Raw genomic sequence first — 17003 nt, 5'->3', positions numbered from 1 at the left:
AAATTCAACACATTAAATAAATTAACTAAAAAAACAAAATTAAATATTAATCTTTATGTACCTACCTAATTAAATTCGACCTTCAGACTTTAAAGCTAGCTTACTGAATTTAAAGTCTTGCAATCCTTGATATGCTAGATTTTAGCTACAGGCAGTTCATTAAAATTTGTCGTGTACGCCGGTGATAACATTTCGCGCTTCATCTGATATCCACTATCCCCCCCTTTCACGGCAAACCAGACTTTACCTAAGCCACTATTATTTATTGTGTCTAATGTTTTCATAAGTTCATCGCCATTCTTAAATGGTTTTTGAGTAGAAAACATATCAAACTGAGTAACATCTGAATCTGTGAAGTCAGATAACATTATCCCGGCTTTATAGTAGCGGTAACCATCTCGCCATATAGAATCTAAACCACGCATAACAGCATTAATGATGTCTCGCGTATCGCTGCTAGGGTATTCAAGCTTAATGCTGGCACTGTTAGCATAATCTTCACCTGATGCATGGCTGCTGGTTTGAATAAACAGGCTAATAATTCGACATCGCTGCTTTTCTTCGCGTAGCTTCTCTGCTGCTCGTTCTGCATAGTCACAAATAGCCTTGCGCATGGTTTCGATATCTAAAACTTTCTTACCGAACGAGCGAGAGTATAGTATTTGCTGCTTAACCTTCCTGACTTCTTCAAGCTCAATGCACGATTCGCCATTAAGCTCTCGGAGAGTTCTTTCTAGCGTCACACCAAACGTTTTACGTATTGTAGACACTGGTGCATTTGCCAAGTCTAAAGCGGTATAAACACCCATCGCTCTTAACTTGACTGAAATCCTTCGTCCTATTCCCCACACGTCTTCAATCGGAATAAATGACAGTAATTTTCTTTGCCGACTTCTATCAGATAGCTCAACCACACCACCAGTCTTCTTCCACGTTTTAGCGGCATGATTCGCAATTTTAGCCAGCGTTTTAGTCGGACCGATGCCAACACTTACTGGCAAGTGAGTTCGCTGCAATATCGTTGATTGAATTTCTCGCCCATAATCTTCTAAATTAAAGGTATGAACCAAGCCAGTGAAATCAAGAAATGCCTCATCTATTGAATACACTTCCAAACGCGGAGCATACATTGATAGTAGAGACATCACTCTGTTGCTCATGTCAGCGTATAACGCATAGTTCGAGCTAAAAATGTTAATATGATTTTGCAGGTAATAGTTTCTTCTCTCATAGTAAAGCTCTCCCATTTTTACACCGAGCTTTTTTGCTTCGGCGGAACGAGCAATTACACAGCCATCATTATTACTCAGAACAATTACTGGCTTTCCTGCTAAGTCAGGCCTGAATACTTTCTCACAGCTCGCATAAAACGAATTTACATCAACTAAGGCAAACATTACTGAGCCTTATGAATAATGAATGTGACAACGCCAAATATCTGTAAATCCTGCGCATCACCAATATGTATTGGTTGAAAATCAGGATTCATTGGCATCAACATCGGTGGATAAGACTTTAATTTCTTAACAGTAAACTCACCATCAACACTGGCGATAACAATATCCCCATCTTTTGCTACCAATGCGCTATCGACAATCACAACATCACCATCGTTAATGTTAGCGTCAATCATAGAATTACCTTCTACACGCAACATATACGTACTATCTGGGTGCTTAATCAATGTGCTGTTAAGGTTTATTCTTTCCTCCATGTAGTCAGCCGCAGGAGATGGAAACCCCGCAGCCACTCTATCTAAGAATAATGGAATATTGAGAATTGATTCGGAATCGATAGGCTCTAGCTTCATAATGCACCAAATTACTGTATTTATATACAGTATATTGTAAGCATTTTAGTTGTAAAGATCATTTTCAAGTATCAAAAGACTAGAAATATGCAATCCCCTCCTAGAAAATCAGACCTACAGTGTCGTTATTCTTCCTTCATTTACTTTTTATAAAGTAAACTTATGGCTTATAACTATTAACTGCATTGCCGAAAATATGAAATATACATTATTGTTACTAACATCAATTCTAATGGTTGGATGTCAAGGGAGAAGTTATTCAGAATTAACTCCAGCAGAAAAAGCTGAAGTCAGAGCTGCTCATGATAAAAGTGCCAAAATATCTAGAAAATGCAATCGTATAGAAAATCAATCTAAACGTACTGATTGCTTTCTCGATAGAGACGACAATGACTTTAACCGGCTCTATTAATTTAAAGTTAATACTGGAGGCATTACAGCCCCTGACTACTTGTTTATCAACTCAAGAGCCTTTAGCTCCATAACCCTTAAGTCATCAAATATGGTCGCTTTGCTTTTGATGTTAAGTAGATCTAAAACATTGGGAATCACGCTATAGTCAAGTCCCGTAGCACCATTCATACCAACTCTCCACTGTGTACTCATCGCAGAAAATACCAGATATGACTCCCATACATCAGGAACAACTTCAACATCATCAAGATCAGGAGGAAAGCCAAAAGCTCGCTCAAAATTTTTAGCCTCTTGCTTTGTCATTCCCCCATACATTGCTTCAGCGACCGATATTAGTTTTTTTCACGATTACCTAACAATTCATTGTAATACGTTGTTGTAATAGCCCCTGCGGCTGATGGATAGTTGTCAAATAACAACTTCAAATTATCTTCGTTATAAGGCTCTTCAATTGCCCAATCAGCAATAATTTGAGTAAAGAATTTGTTTACTGACTCATTTTTCAACTCTTCCAATTTACTCATTGGTAAATGATTGAACGTAAATGTCACAACCTCCGGCTCGCTTTTGCCAGCCACACGGATTTTTACATCAGCCTTAAATATTGGATTGGGATTCAGAGTGAATTTCGCCATTAGGTTTCCTTAAAAGCCCCGAAAGGGGCTGTTATTATGCGGTAGTGTAAATTTGCATATCTGATTTAAGAGAGAAACGTGCAGATACGTTTTCAACCTCGTTAATTGCAGTATTAGGAACACGCTGGAATGACACACTGGCTGAGTAGTAACGGTCTTCACCAGCCCGTTTATTATAAAAACGAATCGCTGTTAACTGCTTTGTATCATCCAAAGACATTAATAACCCTCGAATAGGTAATTTCGCATCATGAGCAAATGTATAAACCTGCACGATACCCGATTTATAGGTATCAACCGTTTCTGCTTGCTCATCTTCTAAGAATTGAATTTCTTGCGTTTGCTGCTCACCACCTTCTGTTGATAAGGTCATGACTTGGGGCATAACCTCCCATTCTTGAACTGACTTTAGTGTTCCTTTGCCGCCGCCAATCGGAAAACGTTCGGTATCTGTCGTATCAACACCGTCAAGCGTGATACTTGTGTTTTCTGCTGATTTCACACGAAAGACACCGGACATTTGTTTCCACCCAGATGTAACGAGAACAACATCTCCGGCTTTAATGCCACTTGACGCTGTGACAGTAAGTACAGCTTCAGAGGCATTACTTGCCGCCGTAAACTCAACATCTTTTCCGTATTTACTCGCCACATAAACGCGCGAGCCATTAGGAATGTTATAAGCCATTATTAACCTCATTTTTATGCATAAAAAAACCGCCATTTAGGCGGTCGTTTATCGGATTGGATGACATCGATAGGATGTACGTATTGGAATGATGTAGTTGATATCACTGGTAAGTGGAGGTAGCTGATTTGGTTCACCGTCTAGATACAGTGACTCCGTGAGTGTTAGACCATTTTCGAGCTGCTCTTTGACGGCATCAACCAAGCTAATAACCGCCGAATCACCATTACCAATCTTTTCAACAACATTAAGTTGAATAACACCTTTTTGAACTGGCATGTCTAACGCTAGACCTAGATTTTCGGTTATGGCTGGCATTATATGTAATTGCAAATATGGAGTGCTAATATCATCAAACTCAATATTTGACCAAGCCACCTTTACCCCTTCCTGCTTAGCAATTTTTGCCACCAGCGCACGAATAGACTGATTGATTTCAGATTGTTTCATTTACTTCATCTCTGCGATAGCGTCTCTAAAGAACTTACTCACGTTTTCAGCGGTAATTGCAATCATGCCATTAGGAGCTTGTTTTGAATGCCCCATTTCCAACCTGTAGGCATAAGGAACATTGTTAGTAAAATAGATAGCATTCATACCCACTTTGAACTGCTCAAGCATATAGTTACCAACCGCCTTAGTCATATTGCCTGATTTATCAACTCGCCCAGTTTCACCATCAGCAGGTACATCAAAAGTGACTTGCCAATTTCCACGGAATCGTCCCCCCGTATAACCTGGGGGTGCTTTGATATCCATAGAGTCATTAACTCGAGCGCGTTTTTTTAATTGACGATTTTTCAGTGTCAAATTATTAGGGTCTTTTCTCAATGCTTCATTGTGCTCAAATACCGCTTGGTTATAACCAACAGCCGTTTGGTTAACTTTCCATAAGTCGGGATTACCCACTGGAGACATTTGAACAAGTTGAGCCAAAATCCTAAAACCTGTTTTTTTTACCACCGCCTCCATATTTGATTGAGATTTTTCTACAAATAGATTAATGGACTTCATGAATGAATCAGTCATATCAAGCCCTCAATTGAGGTTTGTAGCAAATAACAACATCAGCAGGTTTAACCGGGTTAGGCTCATGCACACGTAGCCATATACCATCAACAAGAACAGAATCCCCTTTTCGAATATCAATCTCTGGAGAAAGAACCATTTTAATATCCGTAGAGAGAATTAGAGTTCCATCAATTTCATATGGTTTGTACAAAACCTTTACACCAATAATTGAAAATAGAGACTCAGGCTCATGATGCTCAACACCATTATCATCAACCCAGTGCTTGCCAGCACGTTTCACTTGATATGAAGCGCCATATTTTTTCAGTATTCGCAATGCTGTGTGACAACCTCGTTGATAAATATTCATCACTACCTCACTGCAAATGTGTTAATCGCCAAGCCTTCTGAGCTATCCATCAAGCCGCATAGCAAACCTTTCAGCCAAGCGAAATTAGGTGCACCAGTATTGGTGCCTTCTGCATACTTCAAATCAATTGCTCCCTCAATACGTTCAGAAATTATTTCTGCACCTAATGTTGGCTGCAATTCATTCTCTTGTGCTTCAAGTGCAAGGCGACACTGAGCCTGTATAACCTGATGAGGAATCGCATCACTAGCAATTTCAACCCCATCACGAAACAATCCAGTACGAGGAAAAGATAAAGGTTGCGTACTGTCGGAACGCTTACCCTTCCATTTTTGGGATTCTAAGAAGTCCATAGCAACGATGAGTAATGATTCGAGTGATTTACTGTCTGATAGGGTTAAATTCCTGACTTTCGCATATGCTTTTAAATCTTCAATGCCAGCATAACTATTAAACGTAGGTGAGTTTTTATCGGCATCAATCATGACCACCTCAAAATAAAAAGGGGCATTACGCCCCTATCTTCACTTGCCATCAGTAGTTTTTTTCCTTTTAGCTACTTCTGGCTCTGTTGCTTTACTGCATTTTTGCCCTGAGCAGTTAATTTAATCATCACACCTGCTGTCAGTTTGTTGCTCGTAAAATGTTTTTTCCAGTTCCCCGCAGTACCTAACTTGGTTAGATCTGGGTTTTTACCTTTTGATTCATCCCAGCTGTACCCAAGCACCCCAACATTAACAACGCCTTCACCACGATACCCAATTTCTAAGTTCTCCTTATCATTGATCTCAAATGAGCGGAAGGTTGCCTCCTGTGACTCGGTGATAGTCACCGCCCCCGGAACAAGACCAAAAATAGCATCAACTGGCGCACTGTCTGTTACCAAAACAGGCTTACCTAACGTTCCCGGCTGCCCGCCATAGATAACCACACCAGCCTCTTCGTAGACTTTGTTATCAATTGCTTGATCAACGATATCGAAATACGTAGTAGAGTGCATAACGAAGAGATTTACACGGTTAAACTTGTCACCATATTGACGCAATCCTTTGGTGAGCGTTTTTTTCCCATCTGTCGCAATGTCTGCTGTCACGACCATCTCAGTATTACTACCGATAGCAGCACCTAATGCGGCTAAGGAGTATTTAATGTAACCTTCTAGAGATGCATCCGCAGCATCAATACCAACTAGCTCAGAAAACTCTGAGACATCTCGTCCTCGACGTTTAAATGCCTCTTCCGTTGTTGCATATGGACCATATTTCCACGGAGCTTTCACTTCAACAGATTCGCCCGCACCAATTTTTTTACTCTCTACTGTCCCTGTTGAATCAACATCACGATGCTCAATCGAGCCACCAATTTGATAGAAAGCACGCTTACGGAAATCTCCTTCAATAAAAATGTTATCAAGCACAATGGCACCATTTGATGCCTGATTAAATACGGCTAAATTATCTTGGCGACGCTCTAAAAACGCTGTTTGCGCCAAGTCGTTGTAAATTACTAAATCGCTATTAGTCGTCGTAGCCATTACTTATCTTCCCTTATTCTTTAGGTAGTTTTAAAAATGTGTCACGTCCGTATCTGCGAATATAATCAGCTTTCTCACTCGCAGACATTTGAGAACGTTTAAGGTGTGCACCACCTTGTTTATGTTTTCCTGCATCCGTCCCTGAAGCAGCAGGGAACAAATGAGGCGCGCTTTCTTTTAATGATTCGACCCATTCAACGGGTGATAACGGTGTTCGACCATCTTTCCCCATAATTGGATTACCATCATCATCAACGGCTACGGCCTGACCTTCATCGTTGATTTGGAAAATGCCTTTGGCACGTAAAATTAAGTCTTCTTGTGCGCTAGCTAATGCGCCGGCTTTACCAGCAGCAGAGCGCACTTCATCTCCCAATACACGTTGGCGAAATTTATTAGCAAAAGCCTCAGCCCTTTCCACTCGGCTATTGGCTTCTTTCAGTTGTTTATCAACGTCATTGCGTAAGCGCTCAGTACGTTTATTAATGACTTCATCAATTTTGCCGTCAGCGATTAACTTGGCTTCTTCATCATTTTCAAAACGTTTGAGAATTCCACGTACAGCATCGGGATCAATACCATCAAAACGCTTGAGATTATCGTTTTGCTCTTTGAGTTTACCCAATAACTCATCACGTTTAGCCTTCAACCCAGCTACTTGCTCACCGACTGCTTTATCGATAATGGCTTGAATTTCCGGTGTGATTACAGGTGCAGTTCCACCGCTTCCACCACCAGCTCCATCATCAGCCTGTGAGTAATATTTGCGTTCGATATTCATAAATAACATGTTGTTCCCCTTGGGATTCATTGCGCCTAGCGCGTTAAAGTAAACCAGCCCTTGGCTGAATTTAGACAATAAAAAAGGTCACCGAAGTGACCTTAGTTAAATCGTTAATTGATTAGCTATAACCTGCATCTTTAAATGCTTTTTCGTCTAGCTTTTTGAGTTGTTCTAACGAAATAAATTCTCCCTTATCTGTATAAAATTCAGAAGGATGCATACCGCCCTCTTTCATTAATCTAAATCGTGTTTCACCGAATACTTGCCGTTGTCGCCAGTCTGGTTGTCGCTGCACCCAATCAAGAAAATTGGTCTCTGCTGGAACTTGCCCATCCATTGATGCTCTCGTTCCTGCGTCCATCTCATTCGCATCAATACCTAATTCACGCCATGACTTAGTGACGAAAGTTTCCGTTGAGCGGCAATTAAAATGGATTTTACCGGGACCTTGTAGATAGGGGATTTTGTGTCCTATTGGTTTACCTTCCAGAGTATACTTCAGCCTATCCCGGACAATGCAATCATGGGAGGTTTTATTATCGAGAGTGGATAGCCACTGTTTGCAGTCAAGGATATCTTTATTAGCTTCAGCAAATTGTTCTCTTGCTGTCGCTTGTAAGTGACTGATTGCCGTCTTCGCTATCGTTGTTACGTTAGCTCTACTAAGTTGTAAGGCACCATCTTTATAGCCTTGATTTGCATGACCTCTGATTTTACGCCCAATCTCTAGCGCACTATCGCCATTTAAATAACCATAGCGAACAGCATTGTTTATGCGTGTCATGCGGTCAGATTCTAATCCAGCAGCCCACTCAGACAGTAATTTCCCTTGAAATGGACGAGACATTGCTGAGGAAAACAACATCTCCTCTGTAATACCCATAAGCGGATATTGGCGTAGAACAGCATCAGGTAATAAAGCATCGAATAATGAGGAATAATAATCCGCTTCATGCAATGCATATTCCCTCATTTCTTCTGTCAGCAACATAAACGCACTGTCAATCGCACGTTTATTAATGGCTTTCACGCTCAACAGCAATGACTCTAATCGCCTGACAGTAAAGCTATTCACGTCAATAGTGGCACCATCTAAGGCAACAATAAGCGACGCTGTTAATTCAGCGTCAAACTCATTGAGTGCATTTATCATGCGCCTTGCAACATCCGTAGAATAACGACCAGAAAACAAAGAGTGAGCAATCAATTCATCCCTTAATCGCTCATTCACTGATTTCATGCCCCACCTACCATTGTCGGCTCTTGGTTATTAAGCTCATCGACCACCATATCAATATCATCAGCGGGGTCGATAACATCATATTTCTGTAAACTTCTCACTAAGTCAGATTTACGTGTTGCTCCAGATTGCCATGCAGCAACAATTTCACGGATCATGGCACTATCAGCAATATGATTAACGAGGTCTTTGTTGATTTCAAAAGAAGTGTCTTTAGTATCTAAACCTAAGTATTCAGCGCACCACATTAACGCTTTGCTAAACGCATCTGAGACATTTGAGCAACAAATACTGAGAATAGAGGTTTGAGCACTTTGCTCCCCCACAGATTGAATAACCGTTTTGACTTTACTGTCAGCGGAAACCAATTGAGCGCCCAGTGCCACCATATAATCACGCTTACTGTCCATAGCTTCTTTAGCCAACATATTTGGCTGAGCTTGCTCGTAACCAAAGAACCCTTTCACTGGCAGCATTAAAGGTGAACGAGACCCAACCATGATGCCTGTTTTTTCTAAGTGATCTCGCCACTCTATATCTAACCCGCCTAGATATGGCTGAACTTGCCCACAGAAAAACACTGAATCTTCATAATCAGCAGAATTTCGATAATGCCCTAGATTAATTTTTGCCAAACCTAACAATGGCGCCTCATCTATCGTATGGTCATTGTTTTGAGCACCCATAAACGTAAATGGAATTTCATCCCAAGCACCACTACCTGCACGCTCTGGAATATATTCAGAGTGGATTTGATACACACTGCTGCCAGCTGTCTTGCGATATACTCTACAGATAAACTTGCCATCTTCTATCACTAACACGCGGTATTGAATGGCATCTTTAAATCCAAAACCGTCCGCCTCTTCAACAGTCTCTCGCAATACCACCAGCGTTAGCATCGTCCTGCCATTAATACGATCAGTCCGCCAGTTAATAATATCTTCAGCACGATATTGAAATATGTACGGGAGCTTAGAGTCGCTGTTGTAATCAACATATAGCCCATGTCGTCCCACTTCCAATACCGATTCAAGAGAGGATTGAGCTAATTGGTAAATGCTTGAACCTGCACCATCTGCATCATCTTTTAAACAAGACAGCTTTTCAGCAACAGCAATCAATGGATCTTTCTTGAATGCCATCCCTATCATACCGTTACGAGTGTTACCTGTTATTGGGTAAAACACCGCACGGTCTTGATAGTCTTTATTGCGCTTTTTCTTACGCTCACTTTCCTTTTCTTCCAATTCAGGAAGATAACTCTTTACTTCCTCGCCACCTCGACAAACAACGCGAACTAACTCCCACTGAGGAGCAGCCGTTTTATACTCCGGTCGAGTAAAATCAACATTATTTATACTCATCAGAAGGTTGTTCCTAAGTTAATTTCGAATGCTGGTCGTTTAACGTTCCGTCTACTTACAGCAAAATATCTAAACCCATCAGCATCATGTGATGTGTAATCATGAAGTGGTTTATCTTTCCAGCAACCTCGTTTGTCATCCCACTCTTTTCGGTATGCTTCGAGATGAGCAATGCCTTCACCACATTTATGTTCGTCAAAGACACACAGAGGAAGAATTTCACGTACAGCCTCAATACCTTCATCAATAGAAAGCTTTGGCACTACGTCAAATTGAATCGAGTAAATTTGCCCGTCAATTTCATACCCTTCACGAGCTAGTTCTCTACGCGATTTCGCATCTGAACCAAATTCACGGTTATCAATATCATGTGGTCCATTATGACTCGCGTATGTGTAGCCTTTATCTTTCAGCACTTTCATATAATGTCTTAGACCTTCACCACTGTTTGAGTAATGGTCTATCACATGGAATTCATCGCCTATTTCACGAATAAACCAAATTGAGGTTGAGTCACCAACGCCGATATCCCAATACGTATGAACGGGTAAATGCGAATTATCAGGGAGTGAACCAATGCGCTTATTTTCGTACAGAAAGCGGAATTGCTTAGCGTAATAAGCACCTTCAACGGATTGCTGGAATGCCTCTGAGGGTATTGACGGATATTCCCGCTTCATATCATCGCCAAGTGTTTTTTCTTTTGCGTAGTACCACGCTTTCTGATGCTCATCTAGGTGAATGCCATGCTTGCGGGATATCTCATCAAAGTAATCAATTAATCGCTGTGGCAATTGCTCAACAGGATCAATCGCATACTCAGGATTCTTCCACCATGAAAAGAAAAAGAATTTCCAATCTAAGTTAGATAGCGTTTTACACTGAATTTGCGCTTTCTCGGCCGACTGACAATAATCATAGAAATAGCCAGCTCGCCCCTCAGCAGTGCTTTCAATTGTCGTAAAACAGTCACTTGATACAGCTTCAAACGCACCAGTAACTATCTCACGAGCTTTTTCAGGGTACTTTGCACATATCTTTCCGAACTCAGATACATGCAAGTATCGAAGAGTGCCACCACGAAATGACGTGCTGATATAAAGTGACCCGCCTTTGCTAAAAACCAATTCACCAGCCGCATCATTACTCGCCGGATTTGCAGCTTTAATTTCTTCGGGTAGCTTTTCATAGGCATACTTTATCTTTTCTCTAAATAGCCTTTTAGCATCGTTAAGTGTATGAGCAATCAATGCACATTTAGCCGCCTCAAATAACGCTGCATCTAATTGGATAATGCAAACCTCAGTCGTGAAACCCAGCTGACGAGCCTTTAAGATAATGTTTCGCGTATGCATCCCTTCAAAGTATTCAAGCTGCTCAGGCGTCATTTTAAATCGAACTGGCTTACCTTCTTTGTTGGTGATCCAGTACAAGTGATTCAATCGCCAGAGCTTATCTCTTAATAATGCAAGATATTCTGGCTTCATACTTATTCCTTCGATAGGTCGTCCATCAGTGACGATATAGAGTCGGATACTTTATTCTGCTGCGCGTCATCCAGCCCGTATGCCTGGCGCTCAAGTCCAATTAGGTTTTTAAGTGTCTCGCTTAATGCTTTAGCAGATTTAACACGTTCGGGGAGGGAGATGATTGAATTGTAGAGTTCATTGAGTTTGTCTCGCCCATTGCTATCAGGCTCAAACATTAATTCACCTAGCTTCCTTAAAGCAGGTACATCCGTACATTCAGCAGATAGCTCATCAAATAAACTGTTGGTTAACTCCCTAGCCCTACGAATATCACCCCTATGTTCCATACGAACATTGGCAATGACTTCAGCATTAGCTTCGATAAGTTGCCGCTCAGAAATAGCCTTCTCAGCGGCAACCAGAGTGGCAACCTCTCTTTTGGCAACCAAGTTTTCAGCTCTAGCCTTAACCTTTGCTTTTAAATCTCGTTCCCATCCTTCTTTCTTTGCGCGTTTACTTATCGCTTGATGGGTTATCTCATATTGAGAGGCTATTTCTCTTATAGACATTACGCCAGCTCGGTAAGCAGACTCAATAGCCTCCCAATCTGGTCTTTTGAACATTATTCACCCTCATGATAAATCAAAAAGCCAATACAAAAACAAGATCTGCATCTTTCACAAAAATCTTTAATTTGATTTAAATCAGAACAATAACAATTAAATTGTTGTATTTTAGTTTTTCATTGTTAATTTCATTGCTAAATGCAATATTTAGTATTGCTGCAATCCCCCTTATTGTGTTCATTGCAATAAGGGGTTTTTTATCTACAAACTCTTATCTTTACATCTTAGCCAGCAATTCTTCTGTCGATTGGTTTCACCAAAAATCTAAAACCTTCAGCAAGAAAACACTTATGCTTTAACTATTAACATTTCTTAAAGAGTTTCTCATAACAAATTAAAACCATTTTTAGCGAAAATATTTACATTGAAGGTATGTTATTTTAAATATTTAAAGGAGAGTCAAATGAAACTAACTTCAATAGACCATGTGCATGTATATGTCGATGACCTCAATGAAGCCGTAAAATGGTATAAAGATATTTTATTCTTTACCGTTACACCCAAATACAAGTTTTGGTTTGACCAGGGTAGTCCATTAGTCATAAACAATAATGATGTCCACCTTTCCTTATTTAAAAGGACATCACAAAGCATCGGTAACACAATCGCTTTTCGTACAGATAAGACTACACTGATGGAATTCATAGAACACCTGAGAATCAACAACATTCAATTTTCTATCGTTGACCATGATGTGTCTATATCCATCTATTTCACCGACCCATACGAAAATAAGTATGAAATAACAACATATGAGCACTTCAAAATATAAAAATCATAGTTAATTAGGTAATAAAAAACCCGCACAAGGCGGGTTGTCTCTTGCAGTAATTACATTTTACTTTTCAATAAATTAATGTCGCTATAAATAATCCACTTTTGATTCTATTGAAATATCAATACTCTTTGTCTATCAAAACCATTAGCGCTAGCAAAGCTAAGGTATTCATCTAAAAGTTCTGGCGGCATAGTTGGTGTACGCGATAACACCCATAAGTAATCTTTATTAGGGCCCACAACTAGTGAATACTGGTAGTCGTCATCAAGCTTAATAATGTTATAACCGCCGTAAAAAGGACCGAAAAACGACACTTTCAAGGCACCTATATCCGAAGATTCAACAAAATAAGCCTTTCCTATACTCTCTTTCCATTTTTTCCCTTGTGAATCCCATCCTCTGTTGACTACCTTTACACCACCATCATTGCGTAGAGAATAGTTTGCAGAAACTTTACTTAGTCCCTTTTCAAATCGATTATCTATTCTAGCAACTTCATACCATTCGCCAAGATAACGGGATAGTTCAAAATGTTTAACTGGTGTTATGTCATGTGGCACTTTCACACTACACCCATTAAGTAACAGCATACTTACAAACATAAAAACTGACTTTATCTGCATTGCAACCTCACATAAAATTGATCTATGAAGATACTTTCGCATAAAAAAGAGCACAGAGCGACTATAGTGATTTAGTATTTCGTGACTATAGAACCCTCGTATTTAGATAAAGTCATTGTCGCACTAACTTGGATTACACTAGCCAGTGTGGTAAACCGATTGATGATAATATTAAAAGAATACCGACTAACAGGTATTGAAATACATGAAGCATACGGATAAATAACTCTTTGAATATCATAGAGTTTACTCCTTGCTGCTAAGGTTATTTTATTATCAAAATGCATAGTATCATCTAAAATATAGCAGCTCTTTTTAATTTGTCAGATATCATGTTTCACTAAAGTATTTAGCTAATGCTATTGCTAGTAATCAGCTTTCACGTTCCATATCGATTCAATTAACAATTAAATTATTCTGCTATAATGAAAAATGAACTTTGGCAGTCTGTAACCTCACACAATGTAAGGAAGGAAGTATGATTAAAAAATTCAGTTTACTCATATGCTCATTAGCTATTATTACGAGCTTGACTGCCTGTAATACGACAAAAGGTGTAGGTAAAGATATAGAAGCCAGTGGAGAAGCCATACAAAGAGCTGCTGAGTAAAATTAAACTTTGCCCAATCCTAAAAGCTTAGATATAAATACATCCTCTTGAGCCATAATATTTAAGAAATAAAATAGCATAGCCCGTATTAATTGATGAAATTGAATGTTTGACGTCAGATTCATCATTATAATTTTTAGGGTGAATTTTCATTAACTGATTCTAACTTATAAGAGATATTGCATATGAAAAGAAGAATAATTATTGCTACGTTAATGACATTATTTATTCCAGCCATTGCGAGTGCTTCATGTGAAAGCGTTGTTGAAGAAATTACGCAAAAAATTATTAACAATGGCGTGCCTGAAGAGAGCTTTACCATTACCGTCGTTTCAAATGAAGAAGCAGCCTCACAACAAGGTACTGTTGTAGGTAACTGCTCTAATGAAACACAAAAAATTATTTATACAAAAAAATAATTCCCCCCAAAAGGGCTTGTTGCAAAGCCCTTTCATTTCTCATTGCCAATGTAATAAGACGCAATCATCTTCCAGCCAATGGTCACCAACCACAAATTGATTTATGTTAATGGCATTTGTAAAGTTCACTACTACTATCGTGATTGTAGTCAAGGTTTATCTACCTTAAGTTAAATTACTCAACCCACTATGGAGTGATATCTGTGCATTGGTAAGATTTTTATATTAATTATTAATATATTAACAGTTTAAGTGATTGGATTTGTTGACCACTTTATTGTCAAATTCGTTGTTGTTCAGTTTTCCATATTGCTTTTCTGTTAAGAATATACTTTACTATTAGACAAAATTTTCATTACATAAGGGAGCGGTATCGATATATATGTATACTAACCCTATGGCTCTCTTACTCGTATTTATCCCTGCCCTTGCCTGCATCCTATTCATTATTGCTCAAGATAAAAAACAACCAGATATAATGACACTTTTTTTAAAATTCTCTATCTACTTGTTAAGCACTCTGGCTTTCATAAATTTAATTTTTTTCGCAAGAGCGTTCACTGATTGGTATTAACGTAAGCACTCCGTTCTAATATCATCTTGCAAACCAAGTATCATTTGCTTGAACTTCGCGACTCATTGTCGGAGTAGCCAATAATTTTGGATAACAGAGTCAGTAGATCGGACAGTGATTGCATCATCCAAGCCGGTGGCAGTAACAATTTCGATTTTTTACAGTTGGTTTTGATGTTCCCTTCACTAACAAGTATTAGACGAAAAAAACCCGCCATTGCTGACGGGTTAGAAAATACAGAAAAATTATTTTGTATCTTTATTTTCAATAGCTATGATCTGAGGTTTCTCTTCTTCCGGAATTTCATATTCAATATTTAATGTTAACAAACCGCTTGATAATTCTGCGCTTTCAATTTTTACATTCTTACCGAGATTAAATTCAAGAGAAAATTTATTTTGTGTTATACCTTTATGGATCCATTTCTCTGAATCATTAACTAATTCAGTTGATTGCTCACCTTGTACATAGAGCTTCCCACCTTTTAAGGATACGCTTAAGTCATCCTCTTTATAACCAGGAACACTGACAATTAATTGATAATTTGATTCATTTATTTGCTTTAAATTATAAGGATGCTCTGAGGTTAATGGTCGGTTACCAGTTAATTGGCTGAATAAACGATCCATTTGGTCAAACCTGCTAGAAAGTAGGTTATCAGATAATGTTGGAAGTAGTGAAAAAGATCTAATGTTAGACATAATTTCTCCTTCAATATCAAACTAACTACCTATTACATAAGCACCATTGGCCATTTTCCCGTATGGATTAACTCTTTATCTTGGTGCATAACTTATATAGTGTCGCTAGTGAAAATTTCAATCTAGCACTTACAATTCTTTACATTAAATATAAGCAAGCATAAAAAAACCCCGCCATAGCGAGGTTTTTAATAATAACCAATCAAGTAACTAACACGTCTAAACTTTCATAGTACTTTTGCAAAAGTACATTTAACACCGGAGGGTTACTTTTGGTTGCTTCAAAATGTTAGCGTCTGTATTGAGACCCTTTACAGCAAGGACATCTCATAAAGAGATCGATCTTAAAGTGCCACTACATTTACAGCAGCTGGACCTTTTGCGCCATTTTCTACCGAGAAGCTGACTTTTTGCCCTTCATTAAGAGTTTTGAAGCTATCACTTTGGATTGCAGAAAAGTGAACAAACACATCTTTGCTTCCATCTTCAGGAGAAATAAAGCCAAAACCTTTAGATTCGTTAAACCATTTTACTAAACCAGTCATTGTATTAGACATATTGAATTCCTTTAAATTTTTAATTGTTGCCACATGGCATATAGGTTTGATTTTTTTTGATACTTATGGAACTAATTAGAAGGAATTCACTACGAATGGATATCTGTGGGATAACGCTAAACGGGGGAACTTTTCAAAACTTGCTTTCATAAATAGGTCTGTACTTCCAAACCGATAAGTGCATTTACTCATACATCCTTACGTATAGCAAGGTTTTTTTCATAGACACTACGATTATTTTAATAATCAATATGGATTTAGCAATCCATTCAATACACGAATATATAGATAACTCAATGATAAATAATAATTTTAAACCCCATCAACCCATGCATCAAATACAATTTAATAGAAAAGGTCGTACTAGACGACCTCTTGGAAAAAACTCTATCCATTAATTATTTGATACTATCATCTTCTGTTGGGTCAAAAGGCATTCCACCCGCAAAGACAAATGACAGTGCAACAATTACAAATGAAGCTACAACAAAAAATGAATCAATTATCTTTTTCATGTCTCTTCCTTCATAAGTTAAGCCGAAAACAATATGATAATTAATCTCATTAATCAATAAAAATACCATTCATGTTGACAATTAAAATCAGTTGTTCGGAATAGCCTTCGATTTACTTAAGCGCATCATGTATACAAATCCCCAAAAACCCCACTGAAGTGAGACTCTTTAGCTTCTGATGTTGTAGTCACTCTTATCACAATATCGACATAATCATATGCTTTATATAATAAAATACATATTGATTTAATTATTCATTAATAAGAATTACTATCATT

Annotated in this window: 22 protein-coding genes; 3 read left to right on the top strand and 19 right to left on the bottom strand. The window is 38.6% G+C overall.

The window, feature by feature from the left end; genetic code table 11:
- Positions 1–134: 134 nt before the first annotated feature.
- The 15 genes from umuC to JK188_RS10630 form a co-directional block, all read right to left on the bottom strand.
- Positions 135–1397 carry a translesion error-prone DNA polymerase V subunit UmuC gene (umuC, locus tag JK188_RS10700; protein ID WP_154600246.1) on the bottom strand — a complete coding sequence of 421 codons (1263 nt, stop codon included), beginning with the start codon at positions 1395–1397 and terminating at the stop codon, positions 135–137.
- Positions 1397–1810, bottom strand: a complete 414-nt coding sequence (gene umuD, locus JK188_RS10695; RefSeq protein ID WP_154600247.1) for a translesion error-prone DNA polymerase V autoproteolytic subunit — start codon at positions 1808–1810, stop codon at positions 1397–1399. Before umuD ends, umuC begins: the two co-directional genes overlap by 1 nt.
- Positions 1811–2257: 447 nt before the next feature.
- Positions 2258–2539, bottom strand: coding sequence for a DUF1799 domain-containing protein (locus tag JK188_RS10690; protein WP_117162450.1), 282 nt, complete (start codon positions 2537–2539; stop codon positions 2258–2260).
- Positions 2540–2556: 17 nt separating this feature from the next.
- On the bottom strand, positions 2557–2859 hold the full coding sequence (locus JK188_RS10685; RefSeq protein WP_036952433.1) for a phage tail assembly chaperone: 303 nt from the start codon (positions 2857–2859) through the stop codon (positions 2557–2559).
- A 34-nt stretch (positions 2860–2893) separates the two neighbouring features.
- On the bottom strand, positions 2894–3547 hold the full coding sequence (locus tag JK188_RS10680) for a phage tail tube protein (RefSeq protein ID WP_036952436.1): 654 nt from the start codon (positions 3545–3547) through the stop codon (positions 2894–2896).
- 48 nt (positions 3548–3595) lie between these two features.
- Positions 3596–3997 (bottom strand): phage tail terminator-like protein, encoded by a 402-nt coding sequence (locus tag JK188_RS10675; RefSeq protein ID WP_036952438.1) that lies wholly within the window; start codon positions 3995–3997, stop codon positions 3596–3598.
- Positions 3998–4576 carry a hypothetical protein gene (locus tag JK188_RS10670; RefSeq protein ID WP_211886199.1) on the bottom strand — a complete coding sequence of 193 codons (579 nt, stop codon included), beginning with the start codon at positions 4574–4576 and terminating at the stop codon, positions 3998–4000.
- Position 4577: 1 nt separating this feature from the next.
- Positions 4578–4928 carry a hypothetical protein gene (locus JK188_RS10665; protein ID WP_108479717.1) on the bottom strand — a complete coding sequence of 117 codons (351 nt, stop codon included), beginning with the start codon at positions 4926–4928 and terminating at the stop codon, positions 4578–4580.
- A 2-nt stretch (positions 4929–4930) separates the two neighbouring features.
- Positions 4931–5413, bottom strand: a complete 483-nt coding sequence (locus JK188_RS10660; protein ID WP_108479716.1) for a DnaT-like ssDNA-binding protein — start codon at positions 5411–5413, stop codon at positions 4931–4933.
- A 71-nt stretch (positions 5414–5484) separates the two neighbouring features.
- The gene (locus tag JK188_RS10655; RefSeq protein ID WP_108479715.1) at positions 5485–6462 is read right to left on the bottom strand and encodes a major capsid protein; all 978 of its coding nucleotides are present in this window, start codon (positions 6460–6462) and stop codon (positions 5485–5487) included.
- 13 nt (positions 6463–6475) lie between these two features.
- Positions 6476–7252 carry a hypothetical protein gene (locus tag JK188_RS10650; RefSeq protein WP_036952450.1) on the bottom strand — a complete coding sequence of 259 codons (777 nt, stop codon included), beginning with the start codon at positions 7250–7252 and terminating at the stop codon, positions 6476–6478.
- A 112-nt stretch (positions 7253–7364) separates the two neighbouring features.
- Complete coding sequence (locus tag JK188_RS10645; protein ID WP_108479714.1) at positions 7365–8486, bottom strand: hypothetical protein; 1122 nt, start codon at positions 8484–8486, stop codon at positions 7365–7367.
- Positions 8483–9853 carry a DUF4055 domain-containing protein gene (locus JK188_RS10640; RefSeq protein ID WP_211886201.1) on the bottom strand — a complete coding sequence of 457 codons (1371 nt, stop codon included), beginning with the start codon at positions 9851–9853 and terminating at the stop codon, positions 8483–8485. The genes JK188_RS10645 and JK188_RS10640 overlap by 4 nt, the downstream gene beginning before the upstream one ends.
- A complete protein-coding gene (locus JK188_RS10635) occupies positions 9853–11340 on the bottom strand; it encodes a terminase (protein WP_108479712.1) in 1488 nt (495 codons plus the stop codon). Before JK188_RS10635 ends, JK188_RS10640 begins: the two co-directional genes overlap by 1 nt.
- A 2-nt stretch (positions 11341–11342) precedes the next feature.
- Positions 11343–11945 carry a hypothetical protein gene (locus JK188_RS10630; protein ID WP_006658160.1) on the bottom strand — a complete coding sequence of 201 codons (603 nt, stop codon included), beginning with the start codon at positions 11943–11945 and terminating at the stop codon, positions 11343–11345.
- 406 nt (positions 11946–12351) lie between these two features.
- On the opposite strand from JK188_RS10630, the gene JK188_RS17990 reads away from it, so the two are divergent.
- On the top strand, positions 12352–12720 hold the full coding sequence (locus JK188_RS17990; RefSeq protein WP_211886202.1) for a VOC family protein: 369 nt from the start codon (positions 12352–12354) through the stop codon (positions 12718–12720).
- Between the two features lie 113 nt (positions 12721–12833).
- On the opposite strand, the gene JK188_RS10620 is transcribed toward JK188_RS17990, so the two are convergent.
- The gene (locus tag JK188_RS10620) at positions 12834–13349 is read right to left on the bottom strand and encodes a lipocalin family protein (RefSeq protein ID WP_036952464.1); all 516 of its coding nucleotides are present in this window, start codon (positions 13347–13349) and stop codon (positions 12834–12836) included.
- Positions 13350–13827: 478 nt separating this feature from the next.
- On the opposite strand from JK188_RS10620, the gene JK188_RS10615 reads away from it, so the two are divergent.
- The gene (locus JK188_RS10615) at positions 13828–13959 is read left to right on the top strand and encodes an entericidin A/B family lipoprotein (RefSeq protein ID WP_036952467.1); all 132 of its coding nucleotides are present in this window, start codon (positions 13828–13830) and stop codon (positions 13957–13959) included.
- A 185-nt stretch (positions 13960–14144) separates the two neighbouring features.
- Positions 14145–14378: a DUF1161 domain-containing protein gene (locus tag JK188_RS10610; RefSeq protein ID WP_132494933.1), complete on the top strand. Its 234-nt coding sequence runs from the start codon at positions 14145–14147 to the stop codon at positions 14376–14378.
- A 614-nt stretch (positions 14379–14992) separates the two neighbouring features.
- Here JK188_RS10610 and rz1 read toward each other — a convergent pair.
- The 3 genes from rz1 to cspE form a co-directional block, all read right to left on the bottom strand.
- Complete coding sequence (gene rz1, locus JK188_RS18100; protein ID WP_442959121.1) at positions 14993–15169, bottom strand: lysis system o-spanin lipoprotein Rz1; 177 nt, start codon at positions 15167–15169, stop codon at positions 14993–14995.
- Between the two features lie 28 nt (positions 15170–15197).
- Positions 15198–15653 carry an Hsp20 family protein gene (locus JK188_RS10600; protein ID WP_036954788.1) on the bottom strand — a complete coding sequence of 152 codons (456 nt, stop codon included), beginning with the start codon at positions 15651–15653 and terminating at the stop codon, positions 15198–15200.
- 344 nt (positions 15654–15997) lie between these two features.
- Positions 15998–16210 carry a transcription antiterminator/RNA stability regulator CspE gene (gene cspE / locus JK188_RS10595; protein WP_036954791.1) on the bottom strand — a complete coding sequence of 71 codons (213 nt, stop codon included), beginning with the start codon at positions 16208–16210 and terminating at the stop codon, positions 15998–16000.
- Positions 16211–17003 lie beyond the last annotated feature (793 nt).

The sequence above is a fragment of the Providencia sp. JGM181 genome (assembly GCF_018257375.1).
GTDB classification, from domain to species: domain Bacteria; phylum Pseudomonadota; class Gammaproteobacteria; order Enterobacterales; family Enterobacteriaceae; genus Providencia; species Providencia lanzhouensis.
Note: the sequence above shows the minus strand (reverse complement) of the source record. Positions and strands in the feature narration are given on the sequence as shown.